Here is a 17,982-nt window from a genome sequence, read left to right as displayed (position 1 = left end):
TTTATATTGAAAATTTAAAACTCACAGTGCTTGAGAAAACTTTTGCAGATCACTATTGAAAAAATTCTCCACGACAAAGGCTGTAATTCCTAAAGCGGCAGAATGAGTGGATAGTTCGGAAAAATTAATTTCTAAATCTCTTTGTTGAAACCACAATGTGCGAGCAAGCATTCTTTTTTCTAAAGCATTTTTCAACCAGCGTTCAGCAGATGCCATACGGTTACCGATTATGATTTGCTCAGGGTTAAATATATTAATAATATTGTTAATCCCCACGGCAAGGTACTCACCAATGTGTTCGAACTGTTGGATCGCTATTTCATCTCCTGACTCTGCAAGTTCTAGTAAATTGTCTAACTCAGCAGAATCGGTCAGTAAACCTGCGCGTTTAGCGTTTTTGACAAGTGCTTGTTCAGAAGCATAAAGCTCCCAACAGCCCATACTTCCACAGCTGCATTTTGCTCCATCTATCTCAATTGTCATATGGCCGATCTCGCCGGAAAATCCGTTATTCCCTCGATAAAGCTGATTATTTAAAATAAGCCCAGCACCAATTCCAATTCCGACACTTACATATACGATGTTTTTGGCTTCTTTTCCTGCTCCGAACAATTTTTCTCCATAGGCACCTGCATTGGCTTCGTTCTCAATGATAATTGGAATGTTATACTTTTCCTTAAGAGTTGACTTGAGGTCAATATTTTGCCAGTTAAGATTAGGGGCTAATAGGATTTTTCCACTTTTGCTAACAGTACCTGGTACCCCGATTCCAATTCCGACAATTCCATATGGGCTTTCTGGTGTTAGAGAAATGAGATTATCAATCATTTCATATAATCTCTTCTTAATTTCTTCGTAGGACAAGTTATTAAATTTTATGATTTTCTCTTGGGTAATGTTTCCTTGAAGATCCGTCACGATGCCAAGCAGGTAGTTAACCCCTAAATCAAGCCCGATGGAGTATCCTGCTACTTGATTAAAGAGGAGCATGACTGGTCGTCTTCCACCGCTAGATTCACCAGGACCGTATTCATAAATCAATTGTTCTTCCATTAGCTCACTAACAAGAGAAGAGACGGTTCCCTTATTTAAACCTGTCTTTTGTGCGATATCTGCTCTTGAAATAGGGGAGAGCTGGATAATCGTTTTTAGAACCAATGCTTTGTTTTCTTGTTTTACAACATGCTGGTTCCATGTTTTGTGATTCATTAGCCGTTCAACTCTTTCTATAAATTTTGTTCTAGTATAGCACTTAATAATTTTATTATACACTTAGTTTATCCACTAGACAAACGATCTTTTCTCTGATATTCTAATCTTGAGCTTAGAAAATAAGCATCATACACTTTTTAGGGGGTTAATGTATGAAACAAAAGAAAGCGATTACATTATTATTTGCATTGTTTTTATCCATCCTTGTAATTGCTGGTTGCTCAAATTCAGACAAAGAAAAAGCTTCAGGTTCAGGTGATTCGGGCGACGAAAAAACGATTAAATTTATGCATCTTTGGCCAGAAGGCAGTTCAAAAACACATTACACAATTGTTGAAGAGATCATTAGCAATTTCGAAAATGAAAATCCAGGTGTGAATGTGGAAGTAGAAGTTTTAAGTAACGAACAGTATAAAGACAAGATTAAAGTTTTATCCACTTCTAATGAACTACCAGATGTAGGTATGACCTGGGCAGCAGGTTATTTAACACCTTACGTTGACGGCAAAAAATTTACTCCTCTAGATGATATCCTTCAAAGTGATTTAAAAGATAGTTTTGTACCTGGCACGGCAGAAGCGTATGCCATCGATGGAAAGACTTATGGTCTTCCATTAGAGTTAAACATTGCTACTATCTTCTATAATAAGGCGATTTTTGATGAATATGGCCTTGAAGCTCCTAAGACATATGACGAATTTAAAAACGTAATTAAAACACTTTCAGATAATGGGGTTGCCCCAATTGCTCTCGGAAATAAAGACCGTTGGACAGGTTCATTATGGTATATGTACCTAGCAGATCGAATTGGTGGAGCCGACGTTTTAACAAGTGCAATCAATCGTTCAGGTACATTTGAGGACCCTGCACTCGTATCTGCTGCAAAAGAGATTCAGAATATGGTTGACATGAACGCTTTTGTAAAGGGTTTCAATGGTTTGGCTGATGAGGAAGCGAAGAGTATGTTTATGAACAGTCAGGCTGCTATGTATCTAATTGGATCTTGGGATCTACCAAACTTCACTACAAATGAAGATATTCCTAAAGAATTTAGAGATTCGATCGGATTCTTTAATTTCCCAACTGTAGATGGCAAGGGTGAACTTACCAGCCATGTAGGCGGTCCTGGGGTTGGATTATTTGTTTCTGAAGATTCAGATGTAAAGGAAGAGGCCAAGAAATTTGTTTCCTACTTTGTTAAAGCGTGGGGAGAAAAATCTGTTACACAAGCAGGGGTTATTCCAGCTACAAAACTTGACGCAAGCTCACTTGAGTTACCACAAATGTATATTGATGTCTTAAATGAATTAAGTAATGCAACGAACATTACCTTGTTTGCTGATGTACAAATGAGTCCAGAAGTTGCAGAGGTTCATTTAACACAGATCCAAGCACTTTTTGGCAAGGAAGCAACACCAGAAGATTTTGCCAAAAAACATGAGGAAGCATTATCTGCACAATAAGAAAATATTAAACTTATAAATTACCAGAAAGAGAAAAGGACATTTCCTTCGTAGGTTGTCCTTTTCTTCTTAACTGATATGGGGTTGAATGATATGGATAAAGTAATGTCCAATAAATGGATCATCGCATTTTACGTTCTTCCTGCCCTTCTTTTAATTGGGATTTTTATTTTCATTCCGTTAGCCTTGTCGGGCTATTATGGGTTTATGGATTGGGATGGAATAGGTGCAATGACGTTTATCGGATTGGAAAATTATACAGCAGCACTACAAGACGTGAAATTTTGGGATAGTGCTTGGCATTCCTTTTTATTAGCCATTTTCTCTACTTTGAGCCTATTAATCTATTTGGCGATAGCGCTAATTTTGGCTTCAAAAATAAAAGGTTCAGACCTATTGCGAAAAATTTATTTAATCCCCATGCTTTTATCGTCAGTGGCGATTGCTCAGCTGTGGATTAAAATTTATAACCCTACAAGTGGTATGTTAAATCAAATTCTTTTGAAAATTGGTGTTGAAAATCCTCCTGCTTGGTTGGCAGAAACATCGATTGTCTTGTACGCCATCTTTATACCAATTCTGTGGCAATATGCAGGTTTCTATATTTTGATTTACTATGCAGCACTTAAAAATATCCCTGATTCCATTATTGAAGCAGCTCGAATTGACGGCGCATCACCTGTTCAAATCGCCCTTCGGATCAAATTGCCTTTAATCATGGGGATTGTGAAGGTAACGATAGTCTTGGCAGTTGTCGGTTCTTTAAAATACTTTGATCTTATCTATGTCATGACAGGTGGGGGACCAAATAGTGCTAGTGAAGTAATGGCCTCTTATATGTACAAATTAGCCTTTGATACCAATAATTTCGGATACGGAAGTGCGATTGGATTCTTGTTATTAATCATTACTCTTGTTGTAACTTACATTGTTCGTAAGCTGACAGCGACAAAAGAGGAAATTCAGTATTAGGAAGGAGGCTTTTTTCTTATGAAGCGGTTAGGTTCCTTTTTACTCTATTTATCATTGGCTCTTGTTGCGATATTTCAAATCTTTCCTATCGTTTGGCTATTCCTGTTCTCATTAAAAGATAATCGGGAAATTTTCTCTGGGGACCCTTTTGCTTTGCCATCCCAATTTAGATGGGAAAACTATACGAAAGTATGGGAAGGCGGTATTGGGATTTATTTTTGGAACAGCGTTTGGATTACTGCATTAGCCATTTTATTCACTGTTCTATTTGCAAGTATGGCCACTTTCGCTATCACAAGGATGAAGTGGAAGCTTAGTAAGCTCGTTCTTGGATTATGTATGGTTGGTATGATGATTCCGATTCATTCTTCGATCATTCCGCTATTTAAAATGTTCTTAAATGTGAATTTAATTGATAGTCCTTGGTCAATAGTAATCACGTATACAGCCTATAACTTACCCATTACGATTATGATTCTACTTGGTTTCTATTATACTTTGCCACGTGAGATTGAAGAGGCTGCGATTATTGACGGATGTTCTGTTCCTCAGATGTTTTTTCGGATCATCCTTCCGATGACGATTCCAGTTATGTCAACGACCGTTATTATTAACATGATTTATAACTGGAATGAATTTGTCTTTGTTAATACATTTATTAGTTCGGACCACTATAAGACGTTAACGGTTGGAATCCAAAATTTTATCGGTCAATACATGACGGATTGGGGAGCGATTGGTGCTACCTTGGTCATTAGCGTATTGCCTATATTACTTGCTTTTATTTTCTTTAGCAACAAAGTTGTTGAAGGTCTCTCATCCAGTGCAGTGAAAGGATAACTAGCCTTTTTTTGAAACGTGATGAAAGGCATGGAGAGACAGCCACATCGTGATAAAAGAAACTGTGCTAGCGCCGAAAATAAATGCTAACGCAGGTATTATGTACATGATGATTGCGATTGAAGCGAGACCTAGAAGCATAAGTAAACTATGAAGTGGATGAATGAGCATGATGAAAAAAGCATTTTTCATAATTGAAAAATTGTTTAAATCATAATGAACAAAAGCTGGAAAAAGGTAGAATACAAACAAAAGAAATAGGATCATAAAAGCAAACAACGGAGCAGATGTCCAAGATAATAATGTATCGCTTGTTTGCTGAATATAGTATAGATCAAGTCCGATGATGGCACCGACAAGCAGGAGAAATACGCCAAGTGAATTGCTTTTTAGGAAATCATTTTTATAGAATTTCCAAAAGCTTTGAAATATAGCAATCTCTGTATCTCCTCTTAACCAAGCACGAATAATAGCGTACATGGCTACAGTAGCTGGGAAGATTCCGAAGAGGAAGCCTCCTACTAATGTAAAAAGTACCCATACGAGCTGAAGGTAAGCAAATCGGGTAATCCAATTAAGAATATTGTAGATGACACTGCTCATCTTGTTCATACATTGATCTCTCCTGAACCTTTAGTTAATCACGGTTTTTCTCGATTCATTTAATGAATGAATCGGTTACTAATATCATAATGTAAACCATTTCATTAATCTATCATTTTTAGGAGGTATGTTTCATGTCTTATTTTAACAATGTCAGTAACATCAAATATGAAGGTTCATCTTCATCGAATCCTTTATCATTTAAACACTATAATCCGGAAGAAGTTATTGGCGGAAAAACGATGGAAGAAACTCTGCGCTTTGCTGTTGCCTACTGGCATACCTTCCAGGCAGACGGTTCTGATCCATTTGGAGTAGGAACAATGCTTCGTCCATGGGATCATTTAACCGGAATGGATAAAGCGAAAGCTCGTGTCGAAGCGGCCTTTGAATTTTTTGAAAAGATTAATGTTCCTTATTTTTGTTTCCATGAAGTAGATATTGCTCCTGAAGGAAGAACACTTGCAGAAACGTATAAAAATCTGGATGAAATTGTTGCCATGATTCAAGAATATATGAAAACTAGCCAAGTGAAATTGCTTTGGAATACAGCCAATAATTTCACAAATCCTCGCTGGTTACACGGTGCTGCAACAGCTCCAAATGCTGATGTTTTTGCCTATGCCGCAGCTAAAGTCAAAAAGGGATTAGAGATTGGCAAAGAATTGGGCGCAGAAAACTATGTGTTCTGGGGTGGACGTGAAGGATACGAAACGCTCTTAAATACGGATATGAAACTAGAACTTGATAACTTAGCCCGCTTCTTCCATATGGCTGTCGATTATGCAAAGGAAATTGGTTTCACAGGACAATTTCTTATTGAACCGAAGCCGAAGGAACCAACAAAACACCAATATGATTTTGATGTGGCAACTGGTCTAGCATTTTTGCAAAAATATGATCTTGCTGACCATTTCAAATTTAATATTGAAGCGAACCATGCTACACTTGCTGGTCATACGTTTGAGCATGAGTTAAGAACCGCAAGAATTAATGGAATGTTAGGTTCAGTCGATGCCAATCAAGGTGATATGTTAATTGGTTGGGATACAGATGAATTCCCTACTGATCTATATTCTACAACTCTTGCTATGTATGAAATTCTTTTAAATGATGGGCTGGGTTCTGGTGGATTGAACTTTGATGCAAAGGTTCGAAGAGGCTCATTTGAGCCGGAAGACTTGTTCCATGCACATATTGCGGGAATGGATGCTTTTGCAGTTGGTTTGAAGGTTGCTCATCGCTTGTTAGAAGATCGGGTGCTAGAGGATTTTATTTCAGACCGTTATGAAAGCTATACAACAGGTATTGGCCTCGATATAGTTCAAGGAAACACTGATTTCCATAAACTTGAGCAATATGCTCTTTCTTTAGGGGAAATCAAGAATAAATCTGGACGCCAAGAACGCTTAAAAGCGATTGTAAATCAATATTTATTAGAAGCTCAGGTGGCTTCGGTGAGATAAATCTTTGAAAAGTGTGCTGGGGTTTCGTTTTCCAGCACACTTTTCATCATCTAAACTAACAGTGGTAGGTGGGAACGATGAAATATGTAATCGGAGTAGATCTTGGAACAAGTGCTGTGAAGGTATTATTATTCAATCAATTAGGTGAAGTGTGTGCAGAAGCTTCGCAGGCCTATCCTCTTATACAAGAAAAATCAGGGTACAGTGAGCAGAATCCAGAAGAATGGGTAGATAAAACGATTAGGGCATTATCCCTGTTGGTGAAGGAATTTGACGGAGAGATTGAAGCGATTGAAGGAATCAGCTTTTCCGGACAAATGCATGGATTAGTCCTCTTAGATCAGAATAATGATGTTCTTCGAAATTCGATTCTTTGGAATGATGTTCGGACAACGAAGCAGTGTGAAACGATCTATGAGCTTGTTGGTAAAGACGCATTATTAAATATTGCTAGAAATCCGGCCTTAGAGGGATTTACATTACCTAAGCTCTTATGGGTTAAAGAACACGAACCGGATATCTATAAAAAAGCAAAAACTTTTTTATTGCCGAAGGATTATTTGCGATTCCGTTTAACAGGGGAGCTACATAGTGAATATTCGGATGCAGCTGGCACATTATTGCTGAATGTGGTCAAGAAGGAATGGAGTTCTGAAATATGTAATGCGGTTGGGGTGGATATGGAACTTTGTCCACCATTAGTTGAATCGCATGCTTTCGTTGGAACGATTACAAATGAGATCGCACAACAAACAGGGCTCTCGAATTCTACGAAGGTGTTTGCTGGTGGTGCGGATAACGCTTGTGGTGCAATTGGCTCAGGGATTTTATCGGATGGAAAAACGCTATGCAGCATCGGAACCTCGGGTGTTGTTTTGTCCTATGAGGAAGATAAAGAACGTGATTTAGGTGGGAAGGTTCACTATTTTAATCACGGGAAAGAAAATGCGTTTTATACGATGGGAGTAACGCTAGCAGCAGGCTATAGCTTGAGCTGGTTTAAAGACACTTTTGTTGCAGAGGAAGATTTTACTGCAATGTTACAGGGAATTGAGGATGTTCCTATTGGTGCGAATGGGCTCTTGTTTACGCCTTATCTCGTTGGAGAAAGAACTCCACATGCGGATGCACTGATTAGAGGAAGCTTTATCGGAGTCGATGGATCTCATAAAAGAATTGACTTCGTAAGAGCTGTAATAGAAGGAATCACGTTTTCCTTAAATGAGTCGATCGAGATTTTCCGAGAAAGCGGTAAGAAAATTGAAACGGTTGTCTCCATTGGAGGCGGAGCCAAAAATGATGTGTGGTTACAAATTCAGGCAGATATTTTTAATGCGAAAATCCAAAAGCTTTCTAGTGAGCAAGGTCCCGGGATTGGTGCCGGTATACTTGCGGCATATGGATGTGGTTGGTTTACTTCATTAAATGAATGTGCTGATTTGTTCTCGAGAGTTGTGAAAACGTATGAACCGATTGAGGAAAATGTGGTGAAGTATCAGGAGCTTTTTGCCCTTTATAAGAAGGTCTATCAACAAACCGAGGAAATAAGTCAAGGATTAGCACTTTTTCGTAAATAAGCTAGGTAGTAAAGATAGATTTTATTTGTAAAAAGTACGCTTCCCAACACTATTCCTAAATCAGCATAACTTCTTTTCGGTGGATAGATTTACTAAAAAATATTGACATTAACACTCGAGAGGAGTATCTTATTTTTGTTATTTATTAATTTAATAAATCAACCTTTTTGCTGAATCTTATGAGCGGGGGAACCATTTTGATAAACATATGTTTATCTTGGGGTGAATCTTAACAAACTAAGTTTGTTAGGAAGGGGTGCTCTCAATCCCTAATCCGACAGCTAACCTCGTAAGCACTGTGTGAGAGAAGGGTTAATGATGACATTGACCATTCTTTATTTGGAATGGTTTTTTTGTGTTCATTTTTGTATAAAAAGTCTCTCGTGTTGCACTAAGAAAGGAAGACATTTGATGAAGAAGTCGTTTGCTGTTTTTGGTTTGGGAAGGTTTGGAGGCACGTTAGTAAAAGCATTATCAGAAGAGGGTATTGAAGTGTTAGCAGTAGATATTGATGAAGCGAAAGTCAACGCCTACGCTGAATTTGCAACCCATTCCGTCGTGACAACTGAAATCGATGAAAATATTTTAAAAAAATTGGGTGTACGTAATTTTGATTGTGCGATTGTTTCCTTTGGGGACAATGTTAAATCCAGTATCCTTACATCCCTATTATTAAAAGAAGTTGGAGTTCCGCAAGTATGGGCAAAAGCGCATGATGACTATCACGCAAAGGTTCTTGAAAAGATTGGTGTAGACCGCGTAATTCATCCTGAACGGGACATGGCGCTGCGTATAGCTCACCACATTGCTTCAAAAAAAATCATTGACCATATTGAATTATCAAAGGAGTTTGGGATAGCAGAGGTTGTTGCATCAGATTTGATCAACCATAAAACGTTATCTGAATTAGATATTCGCGCAAGATTTGGATGTAATATTGTTGCGATCCAAAGAGGAAAAGAAATCTTTGTTTCACCATCGCCAGATATGGAAATTTTGAGAGGAGATGTCCTTGTGGTAATTGGTCGCAACGACGATATTACCCGCTTTGACAAGAAAGGGGTTTAAAAGATGGATTACAGAAAGGTCAATCTTTCTCCGTCGCAGCTTTTGATTGTGATTTTCTTTGTCTCGATTCTCATTGGAACGGGGTTATTAATGCTCCCTTTTGCAACAACTGAACCGATTCACTTCATTGATGCTCTTTTTACCGCAACCTCAGCCATGACCGTTACGGGGCTAGCTGTTGTTGATACTGGGAGTGTTTATACCGTATTTGGCCAAGTCATTATTGTTTCGTTAATCCAATTAGGCGGGCTTGGAATTATGTCCTTTGCAGTTCTCATTTATATGGCTCTCGGGAAGAAAATTGGCCTAAAGGATCGGATTTTACTCCAACAATCCCTAAACCAGACATCCATCGGTGGCGTGATCTATTTAGTTCGGAATTTATTCATTTTTTCATTAGCCATTGAAGGAATTGCGATGCTCTTTTTAGCGTTGAGATGGGTCCCAAATTTAGGATGGGGCAAAGGGTTGTTTTATAGCTTCTTTCACTCAATTTCCGCTTTTAATAATGCTGGTATGGCTTTATGGCCAGACAATTTAATGGGTTTTGTAGGTGACCCGATTGTTAATATTGTTATCTCTTTATTATTCATAACTGGAGGATTAGGATTCACCGTTTTAATCGAGTTGTGGAGGGAGAAGAGCTTTAAAAAAATGTCTCTCCATTCTAGATTGATGCTTGTTGGGACATTCGTGATTAATATCGTTTCCATGCTACTCATTTTTGTTTTGGAGTATAGCAATCCTAATACTCTAGGAGGTTTAGCTTCCTTATGGGATAAATTGTGGGCTTCCTATTTTCAGGCAGTGTCTCCAAGGACAGCTGGTTTTAATACGTTGGATATTGCTAGTCTTGATGAATCTACGATCTTTTTAATGCTTCTGCTTATGTTCGTCGGAGCCGGCAGCGCCTCAACTGGTGGCGGTATCAAGTTAACAACCTTCCTTGTCATCGTCCTTGCCGTTGTCACCTATTTAAGAGGTAAGAAGGAAGTTGTTGTCGGAAGAAGGTCAATTAGCTACGAAATTGTCTTCCGCTCTTTAGCCATTTCGAGTATCGCCCTTGCGTTTATTTTTGTGGCAGTGTTCTTATTGAATATAACCGAAAAGGAGCCGTTTTTGCCGTTGTTATTTGAGGTTATATCTGCATTTGGAACCGTTGGATTATCAATGGGAATTACCGCAAAACTAACAGTACTCGGAAAACTGTTAATCATTTTTATGATGTTTTTAGGAAAACTAGGACCACTCACGCTCGTCATGTCTTTAGCGAAACAGGATAATACAAAAATTCGCTATCCAAGTGAGAATATTCTTACGGGGTGAGGAAATAGTCACTTCAATCGAAAAGCCGCCATATGGAATATGGTGGCTTCTTAATTGTCCAATTTATCAGGTTGCTCAACCACTCGAAGAAAGACATCTACAATGTCAGGATCGAATTGGGTTCCTTTATTTTGCACAATTTCATTTAGAGTAGAATTTAGGTCTAGTTTCTCTCTATAGACCCGCTGGGAGATCATAGCATCAAAGGTATCTGCTACAGCAACAATACGTGCCAATAAAGGGATTTCTTTCCCTTTGAGTCCATTTGGATACCCTCTACCGTCATATCTTTCATGGTGATATAAAACAATATCTAAGACCCCATTTTCAGAGAAGTTTGTGATATGCTTAATGATTTTATAACCAATATCCGGGTGAGTTTTAATAATATTGTATTCCTCTTCAGTTAATTTTCCTTTTTTTCTTAATATATGCTCAGGAATGCCAATTTTTCCGATATCATGAAGCAGGCCACCAATTCGGATGATGTCGCATAATTCCTCCGATAAATTCATCTCCCTTGCGATTTCCACGGCATATTTCGAGACATTCTCAGAATGATGCCGTGTATACGGGTCTCTAGAGTCTAATGCATTGGCAAGTGCTGTTGTAAGTTCAAAATAGTCTTTTCTTACTTTTTGAACATATCTCATTAAAGCTCTGGAGATAAAAGATATTAAAAGGTAAGTAACTAAATAACTCAAAAACGTTGTAATGGTGGGCAAGGGATCTGGAATGAGGTAGAACCTGCATGTCACTACAAGAGTTGTCAGAAGGATGATAACGAAGGCGGAGTAATTGTAGAATCCAATTCCCAATAATATGACAATAAAAATATATATTAAATACATATTGTTTTCATCTTTAAAGACAAATCCATTAAGGATACTCCCTAAACTCCACAAAATGAAAAAGCCGTAACGAAAGTATTTAGGATAGCTTAGCCATGTATGAAACATGTACAGAGACCTCCATGAGCTCAGGTATACATTCACTTATTTACAATTCCCGAATTCAAAAGGAGTTATGTGTAGTAACATTGGGTGAAAATAAAAGAAGCCCCAAGTAAAACATACCTGGGACTACCTGCATTTAGAAATATAACACTTTTTCACCTGTTTCCTTGGTTTCCATAAATCTTAATTGCTCTAGTGCCTTTTCAGAAACAGGTTTACTAAAATAATATCCCTGTGCATACAAAAGATTGTTTTTTAGTAAGTATATTAACTGTTCCTCTGTTTCGACACCTTCGCAAACTACTTCGAGTTGTAACTCTTTTGCCAAAAATAATACTGCATTAATCACTGTTTGTGCCTTTTTGCCATCTTCATTCCCAACATCCTGAATAAAGGTTTTGTCGATTTTGATCTTGTCAATTGGCAGCTGTTTGAAATAGATTAATGAAGAATACCCTGAGCCAAAATCATCTAAAGAGACACTAACCCCTAATTGTTTTAGTTCACTTAATCTTTGTGATATTTCATCAAGGTTCTCTAAAAAGGCAAGTTCTGTAATCTCAAACTCAAGCAAATTTGGTGGGATATTTGCTTCCTTAATTGCTTTTACTATCTGCATCGTATTTGTCTGAGTTCGTAACGAGTTCGGAGAAAGGTTAATAGCAAATTTGACACTAGAATAACCTTTTTCAATCAAGTTTTGATATTCATACCCAACCTGTTTGATGATCCAAATGGTAATCTCATCAATGAGCCCTGTTCTTTCACAAATCGGTATAAATTCATCAGGTCCAATGTTCCCAAGGACAGGGTGTTTATAGCGCAATAATACCTCCAAACAATTGGTTATGCCAGTTCGGATATTTACTTGTGGCTGATAGGCAAGTTGAAACTCTTCGTTACGGATAGCTTGCTTTAAATCGTTCTCTAATAAAACTAAGCGGTCGAATTTTCTTTCCAGCTCATCTGTATAAAATTTGTATGAGTTTCTCCCGGCTTGCTTTGCTTGATATAGTGCTTGGTCAGCATGCGAGATTAATGTGTGTTTATCTAGACCATTTTTAGGATACATACTGATTCCGATTGAACTTGTCGTAACGAAGCGATGTTCATTTATAACCCAAGGACTTTGCAGTGCACTAATAATTCCTTCTGCAATGGATGCAATTTGTTCTTTTGAATGGATATCCGATAATATGACGGCAAATTCATCGCCTCCCAACCTGTAAATGGAATCAGGTGATGGTATTTCTGCCTTAATTCTTGTAACAATTTCTTTTAAGAGACTATCCCCAATATCGTGCCCCATCGTATCATTCACCCATTTAAACCGATCACAATCTAGGTAGAGAAGGGCAAATTGTTTATTTTTGTTCTCAGATTCATTTAAGGTATGAACCAATTGATCATGAAAATACCTCCGGTTTCGAACCTTGGTAAGCGAGTCATAATAGGCTAAGCGTTTTAATTCTTTCTCATATTGTCTTCTCTCGGAAATATCCCTAGTTACGACAATATAATGACTAAGCTCGTTGTTTTCATTCAAAAAAGGGGAACAGTTTGCTTCAACATCAATATAATGGCCGTATTTATGCTGTCTGCGATAAACCATAGTGGTTGGCTGCGGATTTCTTTTCATTTTTTCATACATTTTGAGAATTCGTGGTGAATCATCAGGGTGGACATCCATTTGAAAATGCTCTCCTTCTAATTCTTTTGGCTCAAATCCTAATAATATTTTATGAGAGGGAGAAGCATAGAGTACAAGTCCGGATTTATCTACAATTCGAATTAAATCGGTAGAGTTCTCAGCTATTAATCGATATTTCTCTTCGCTAGCACGAAGCCGTTCCTCAGCTTTTTTTCGCTTGGAAATATCTCTTGTGATGGCCGCAAATCCATCAATATTGCCGTGTTCATCTTTTAAGGTTGAAATAGATGTATTTACATAGATCTGAGAGCCATCTTTTCTAATAAATTGCTCTTCCCAATTATTTATTGTCTCACCATTTAGTAAAGATTGGCGTTTTTGCTCTTCTACTTCTTTTAAATTAGGGGGGACAATAGGTAAAAACTTACCCAAAATCTCTTCTTTTGACCAACCAAACATTTTTTCGAAGGCCGGATTTACATAAACAATTTCACTATTCAAATTGGTGATGTTAATGGCGTCAACGGTATGGTTTAAAAAATAGGTAAGCTGTTCATTCGTTTTGTGAAGATTCTTTCGCGCCCGGTCCTGTTCTGTTATATCCTGAATTACGACAAAAACACATGGATATTTCTTTTGATTCAGAAAAGGAATACATTTTAGAGTTAAAATGAGGATAGTACCATTTTTGTGGAAACCATGTACCTGAACTTCCTTGGTCTTCCCAATTATTGATTGCCCAAATTGTAAGCTAAAAAGAGTGTGATGCTTTGAATCCAAAAGTGATAAAAAGCTCTGCTCATTGACTTCTCCCAATTCATAGCCAAATACTCTTTTTATAGAGGAATTGCCATCAATGATTTTTCCATTACGGTCTAATATGAAAATGGCATCCGAATCTTGTTCTATTGAGGAATAAATAGTTGCTATATTTGAATTGTTGTTTCTATACCGGATCTTTCGGTAAAAAACTGCAAAAATAATGAGTGTACACAACAAAAAATATAAAAGTGCTTTCATCTATCTTTACGCCCCTTTGTACATCACATAAATTACTTTAGACCTATTTGTGAATTTAATAGTAACAAATTACAATCTCCTTTTTTAAAAATATTGGGGAAATGGAGATTTTACGGTCTAAAATGTCAGAATACCTGACTGTTTAGTGGGATTTTCTGCCTAAAACGTTGTCGAAAACTGTAGAAAATGTCAGTTTTGGGGAGAATATTCAGGTTGTCAGTAAGAGTAATCTTTAATATGATGAGAGATATTCTAAGAAATAGGAGAAAAGTGATGGAATATTCGGGTATTTTGGATGTGAAGCTTGTACTAATATCTGTAATGGTTTCTATAATTGCGTCTTTTGCATCATTTACTATGATAAGTAGGTATCGAGATTCAACATATAGCCAAAAAAAATGGCTTGTTTTTAGTGCGTTCATCATGGGCGTTGGAGTATGGACGATGCACTTTATTGGCATGTTAGCATATGATACGCATCACATTGTTACTTATCATTTAGGATTAACTCTACTCTCCTTATTAGTACCGATTATCTTATCTTATTTTGGGTTTTCTATCATAAACTTTTGTAAACCATCTCTTTTTAATATATGTAGTTATGCTGCGATAATGAGTTTTGCCATTATTAGTATGCATCATCTGGGAATGGAATCCTTAAATCTAGAGGACATTATGAGCCATGATATCTTTACGATTATCATCTCGCTACTTATCGCATTTTTAATTTCAGCTATATCCTGTACTCTTCTAATCAGTAACAAAGAAGATAGTCGAAATTTCTCATTATCAAAGATGATTACTAGCTCTATGATAATGGGATTGGGGATTTCAGGGGTACACTATATTTCCCTTATGGCTGTTAGGATAATTGGTATTCTTCCATCAAATCAGCTTCAAAATATTGATGGTTTATATTTGTTCACCAATGGGTTAACTGAAGATGCGCTTGCATATGGAATAGGGATTGCTACCACTTTAGTGATCACCGTTATTTATGCCATTACTTATATTGATAAAAATCAGGCAACGAAGCAACAAAGAGTTACGGAAGCTTATTATAAGTCGATTCTAGAACATAATCCCAATGTCGTGTTAACAGTGGATACAACGGGAGAAATCAAGAATGTCAATTCTAAAGTAACGGAAATATTAAAGTATCAAAAGGAAGAGCTAACTTCTAAGATGCTATTCACTCTTTTTAACACTGGGGAGCAAGAGGTAATCAAAAAGAAATTTCAGACTCTACGAGAAGGTAATAATAAGGATTTTGAAACATGGATGAAGAGTGGCGATGGCAAATGGATTCCTGTAATGGCTACCCTTATCCCGATCATAATAGATCATCAATTTGTCAGTGTCTTTGTCATAGCAAGAGACAACAGGGATATAGTCGCTTATCAAGGACGAATCAAAAAATCACAACAAAGTTTAATGAATACACTTCGCAGACAGCAGGGAATGACATTTAAGATCATTAAAGTCGGTGATGATTTTATTCATACGTTAGCGGAAGGAGCACTGTTTTATCGTCATCATTGGAATCCGAATTATGTTTTAGGAAAAAGGGTGTCCGAATTTCTTCCGGAGAAAAATGCCTCAGCTATATTAGTTAGCTATAACAAAGCATGGGGTGGTGAAATCACAAGTTTTGAGACTCACTTTAAAGGTGTCGATTATTACGTTACTCTTAGCCCTGTGATTAAGAACGGCAAAGTGGTAGAAGTTATCGGCTCTGGTGTCGATATAACGGATCGAAAAAAAGCAGAGCAGCTCCATCGACAAGGGGAAAAGTTTTATCATAATGTCCTAAATGAGATGGCAGAAGCGATAATGATTTGCACAGAGGACCATAGATTAATCCCACTAAATCATAACTTTCATCGAATGTTTGATGTCCAAGAAGACCAACCGTTTAATTGGTTCAGAGATAGACAGACGTTCCATTTAATTGATGAAAGTGGGAACTTATACAATGATTCTCCTGTAGAGAATACCTTTAGGACGAAAGAGGCTATAACGAAGTTGGTCTTAGGTCTGAAAAAAAACGATCAGATTAAATGGTTCTCAGTGAATACGAAGCTTCTAGAACCTCTAAGTATAAAAGATAGGCCTGAAGTGCTCATGACTTTGTCTGATATTACCTGGCAAAAAGAACAGGAAATGAAGCTTAGAGAAGTGAATGCTTTGATCACAACCTTAATTGACAGTTTACCATATGGAGTTATCGTAACGGATAGTGATGTGAATATTACTGCTCTAAATTTAGCGTTTTGTCGAATCTTTGAAATGGATGGGCCGATTCTGGATTATGTTGGGAAAAGCATTCATAAAGATGTCCCAGTTACTATTTTTAAGGATACGGAAAAAGAAATAGAAAGGTATCTTAAAATTTTGACTAATTATCAACCGTCCGTAGATGAAGTGATTACCAATAAGGAGCGTGTCTTAAAGAGAATATACTCTCCGTTTGAGATTGATAATGAGAACAGACACCATTTATGGATATTTGAAGATATCACCATGCAAAGGAAGATGGAGCAGGGAATCATTGAGGCGAAGGAAGAAGCAGAGAAATCCAATTTAGCGAAATCAGACTTCTTATCAAAAATGAGTCATGAACTCAGAACACCGTTAAATGGAATCCTTGGATTTTCCCAGCTACTTGAACTCGATTCAACACTTTCTCCACAACAGCAAAGCTTTAATCAGGAAATACTAAAAGGCGGACGTCATTTGTTGAGCCTTATCAACGAAATACTTGATCTTGCTCGAATTGAAACAGGGAAATTAAAGATTTCAAATGATCTATTCAAAATAGGGAATGTAATAGACGAATGCGTCAGGATTGTGGAATCAAGTGCCAAAGTGAAAAAGGTTTCGATTGTAAGCGAAACAAGTGAATGCTTTGATAAATATGTGTATTCAGACCAAGTCCGTTTAAAGCAAATTATCATAAATTTATTAGACAACGCGATTAAGTATAATCGTGAAGCTGGAGAAGTAGAAATTCTTTGCAAATGCTTGGATACATTTATCGAAATTCGTGTGAGGGATACTGGAATGGGTATTCCTATAAATGAACAGAAATCGATATTTGAACCTTTCTATAGATTGGAGCATTCCCATATTGAAGGGACAGGGATTGGATTGGCGCTTGTCAATCAAATTGTTCAATTAATGGGAGGCGAAGTAGGGGTAAGCAGCACTCCTGGTGTAGGAAGTGATTTTTGGGTTAGACTGCCACATGAACAAATGTTAGGGAAAAAAACGACTGATTTAACCGTACGATCCCAAGTTTCTGTATTTGCTGATGAAGGTGCTTATCGCATTTTGTATATTGAAGCTCAACCTTCAAATCTGCAATTGATGGAACGAATTTTTGAGAAGATACCGAATTACTCGTTAATGTATGCTTTAAATGGAAAAACAGGTTTAGAGATTGCAAAGAGTCAGCAACCGGATTTGATTCTGCTAGATCTTCACCTTCCAGATATGAGTGGATTTGACGTATTCGAACGATTGCAAGTTAGTGTTGAAACTAAGGATATTCCTGTGATTGCGTTAAGTGCGAATGCGATGGAAAAGGATATTAAGTTAGCTATAGAAATGGGATTTAGCGAATACATCACAAAGCCTTTTGATCTCTCACACTTACTAAATACGATAAAGAAAAATTTACCACTTAATATTTCGTGAAGAGTTATCTGTTATGGATAGCTCTTTTTTTGATCGTTATTGTCGAAAAGTGCTGTTTTTGTCTCTTTATGCCCAACTATTGTATTGAAATGTCGATATCATGGCCTATCGTGTCCCTAGTCAAATAGA

General features: G+C 37.3%; 12 protein-coding genes and 1 riboswitch. Of the genes, 8 read left to right on the top strand and 4 right to left on the bottom strand.

Features of this window, described 5'->3' with window-relative positions; genetic code table 11:
* Window positions 1-21 precede the first annotated feature (21 nt).
* Window positions 22-1,209, bottom strand: a complete 1,188-nt coding sequence (locus tag FAR12_RS01070) for an ROK family transcriptional regulator (RefSeq protein WP_126405386.1) — start codon at window positions 1,207-1,209, stop codon at window positions 22-24.
* Between the two features lie 155 nt (window positions 1,210-1,364).
* Between FAR12_RS01070 and FAR12_RS01065 the strand changes: the two genes are divergently transcribed.
* The 3 genes from FAR12_RS01065 (at window position 1,365) to FAR12_RS01055 (ending at window position 4,487) form a co-directional block, all read left to right on the top strand.
* On the top strand, window positions 1,365-2,675 hold the full coding sequence (locus FAR12_RS01065) for an extracellular solute-binding protein (RefSeq protein ID WP_126405385.1): 1,311 nt from the start codon (window positions 1,365-1,367) through the stop codon (window positions 2,673-2,675).
* 93 nt (window positions 2,676-2,768) lie between these two features.
* Window positions 2,769-3,647 carry a carbohydrate ABC transporter permease gene (locus FAR12_RS01060; protein ID WP_126405384.1) on the top strand — a complete coding sequence of 293 codons (879 nt, stop codon included), beginning with the start codon at window positions 2,769-2,771 and terminating at the stop codon, window positions 3,645-3,647.
* Between the two features lie 18 nt (window positions 3,648-3,665).
* Window positions 3,666-4,487: a carbohydrate ABC transporter permease gene (locus tag FAR12_RS01055; protein WP_126405383.1), complete on the top strand. Its 822-nt coding sequence runs from the start codon at window positions 3,666-3,668 to the stop codon at window positions 4,485-4,487.
* On the opposite strand, the gene FAR12_RS01050 is transcribed toward FAR12_RS01055, so the two are convergent.
* On the bottom strand, window positions 4,488-5,099 hold the full coding sequence (locus tag FAR12_RS01050; protein WP_126405382.1) for a YesL family protein: 612 nt from the start codon (window positions 5,097-5,099) through the stop codon (window positions 4,488-4,490).
* A 125-nt stretch (window positions 5,100-5,224) separates the two neighbouring features.
* Between FAR12_RS01050 and xylA the strand changes: the two genes are divergently transcribed.
* The 4 genes from xylA (at window position 5,225) to FAR12_RS01030 (ending at window position 10,527) form a co-directional block, all read left to right on the top strand.
* Entirely contained in the window at window positions 5,225-6,556 is a 1,332-nt protein-coding gene (gene xylA, locus FAR12_RS01045) for a xylose isomerase (protein ID WP_126405381.1), read from the top strand.
* Between the two features lie 77 nt (window positions 6,557-6,633).
* Entirely contained in the window at window positions 6,634-8,133 is a 1,500-nt protein-coding gene (gene xylB / locus FAR12_RS01040) for a xylulokinase (RefSeq protein WP_126405380.1), read from the top strand.
* A 158-nt stretch (window positions 8,134-8,291) separates the two neighbouring features.
* A riboswitch (cyclic di-AMP (ydaO/yuaA leader) is annotated at window positions 8,292-8,445 on the top strand.
* Window positions 8,446-8,544: 99 nt separating this feature from the next.
* Window positions 8,545-9,201: a potassium channel family protein gene (locus tag FAR12_RS01035; RefSeq protein ID WP_126405379.1), complete on the top strand. Its 657-nt coding sequence runs from the start codon at window positions 8,545-8,547 to the stop codon at window positions 9,199-9,201.
* Between the two features lie 3 nt (window positions 9,202-9,204).
* Complete coding sequence (locus tag FAR12_RS01030) at window positions 9,205-10,527, top strand: TrkH family potassium uptake protein (RefSeq protein WP_126405378.1); 1,323 nt, start codon at window positions 9,205-9,207, stop codon at window positions 10,525-10,527.
* Window positions 10,528-10,577: 50 nt separating this feature from the next.
* Here the strand turns inward: FAR12_RS01030 and FAR12_RS01025 are convergent, their stop codons facing one another.
* Window positions 10,578-11,180 carry an HD-GYP domain-containing protein gene (locus FAR12_RS01025; protein WP_246010266.1) on the bottom strand — a complete coding sequence of 201 codons (603 nt, stop codon included), beginning with the start codon at window positions 11,178-11,180 and terminating at the stop codon, window positions 10,578-10,580.
* A 439-nt stretch (window positions 11,181-11,619) separates the two neighbouring features.
* A complete protein-coding gene (locus FAR12_RS01020) occupies window positions 11,620-14,154 on the bottom strand; it encodes a sensor domain-containing protein (RefSeq protein ID WP_126405376.1) in 2,535 nt (844 codons plus the stop codon).
* Window positions 14,155-14,367: 213 nt separating this feature from the next.
* On the opposite strand from FAR12_RS01020, the gene FAR12_RS01015 reads away from it, so the two are divergent.
* Window positions 14,368-17,853 carry an ATP-binding protein gene (locus FAR12_RS01015; protein ID WP_170972040.1) on the top strand — a complete coding sequence of 1,162 codons (3,486 nt, stop codon included), beginning with the start codon at window positions 14,368-14,370 and terminating at the stop codon, window positions 17,851-17,853.
* Window positions 17,854-17,982: the final 129 nt, after the last annotated feature.

The organism is Bacillus yapensis (assembly GCF_005280205.1).
GTDB classification, from domain to species: domain Bacteria; phylum Bacillota; class Bacilli; order Bacillales; family Cytobacillaceae; genus Robertmurraya; species Robertmurraya yapensis.
This window is presented reverse-complemented; position numbering and strand designations above follow the sequence as displayed.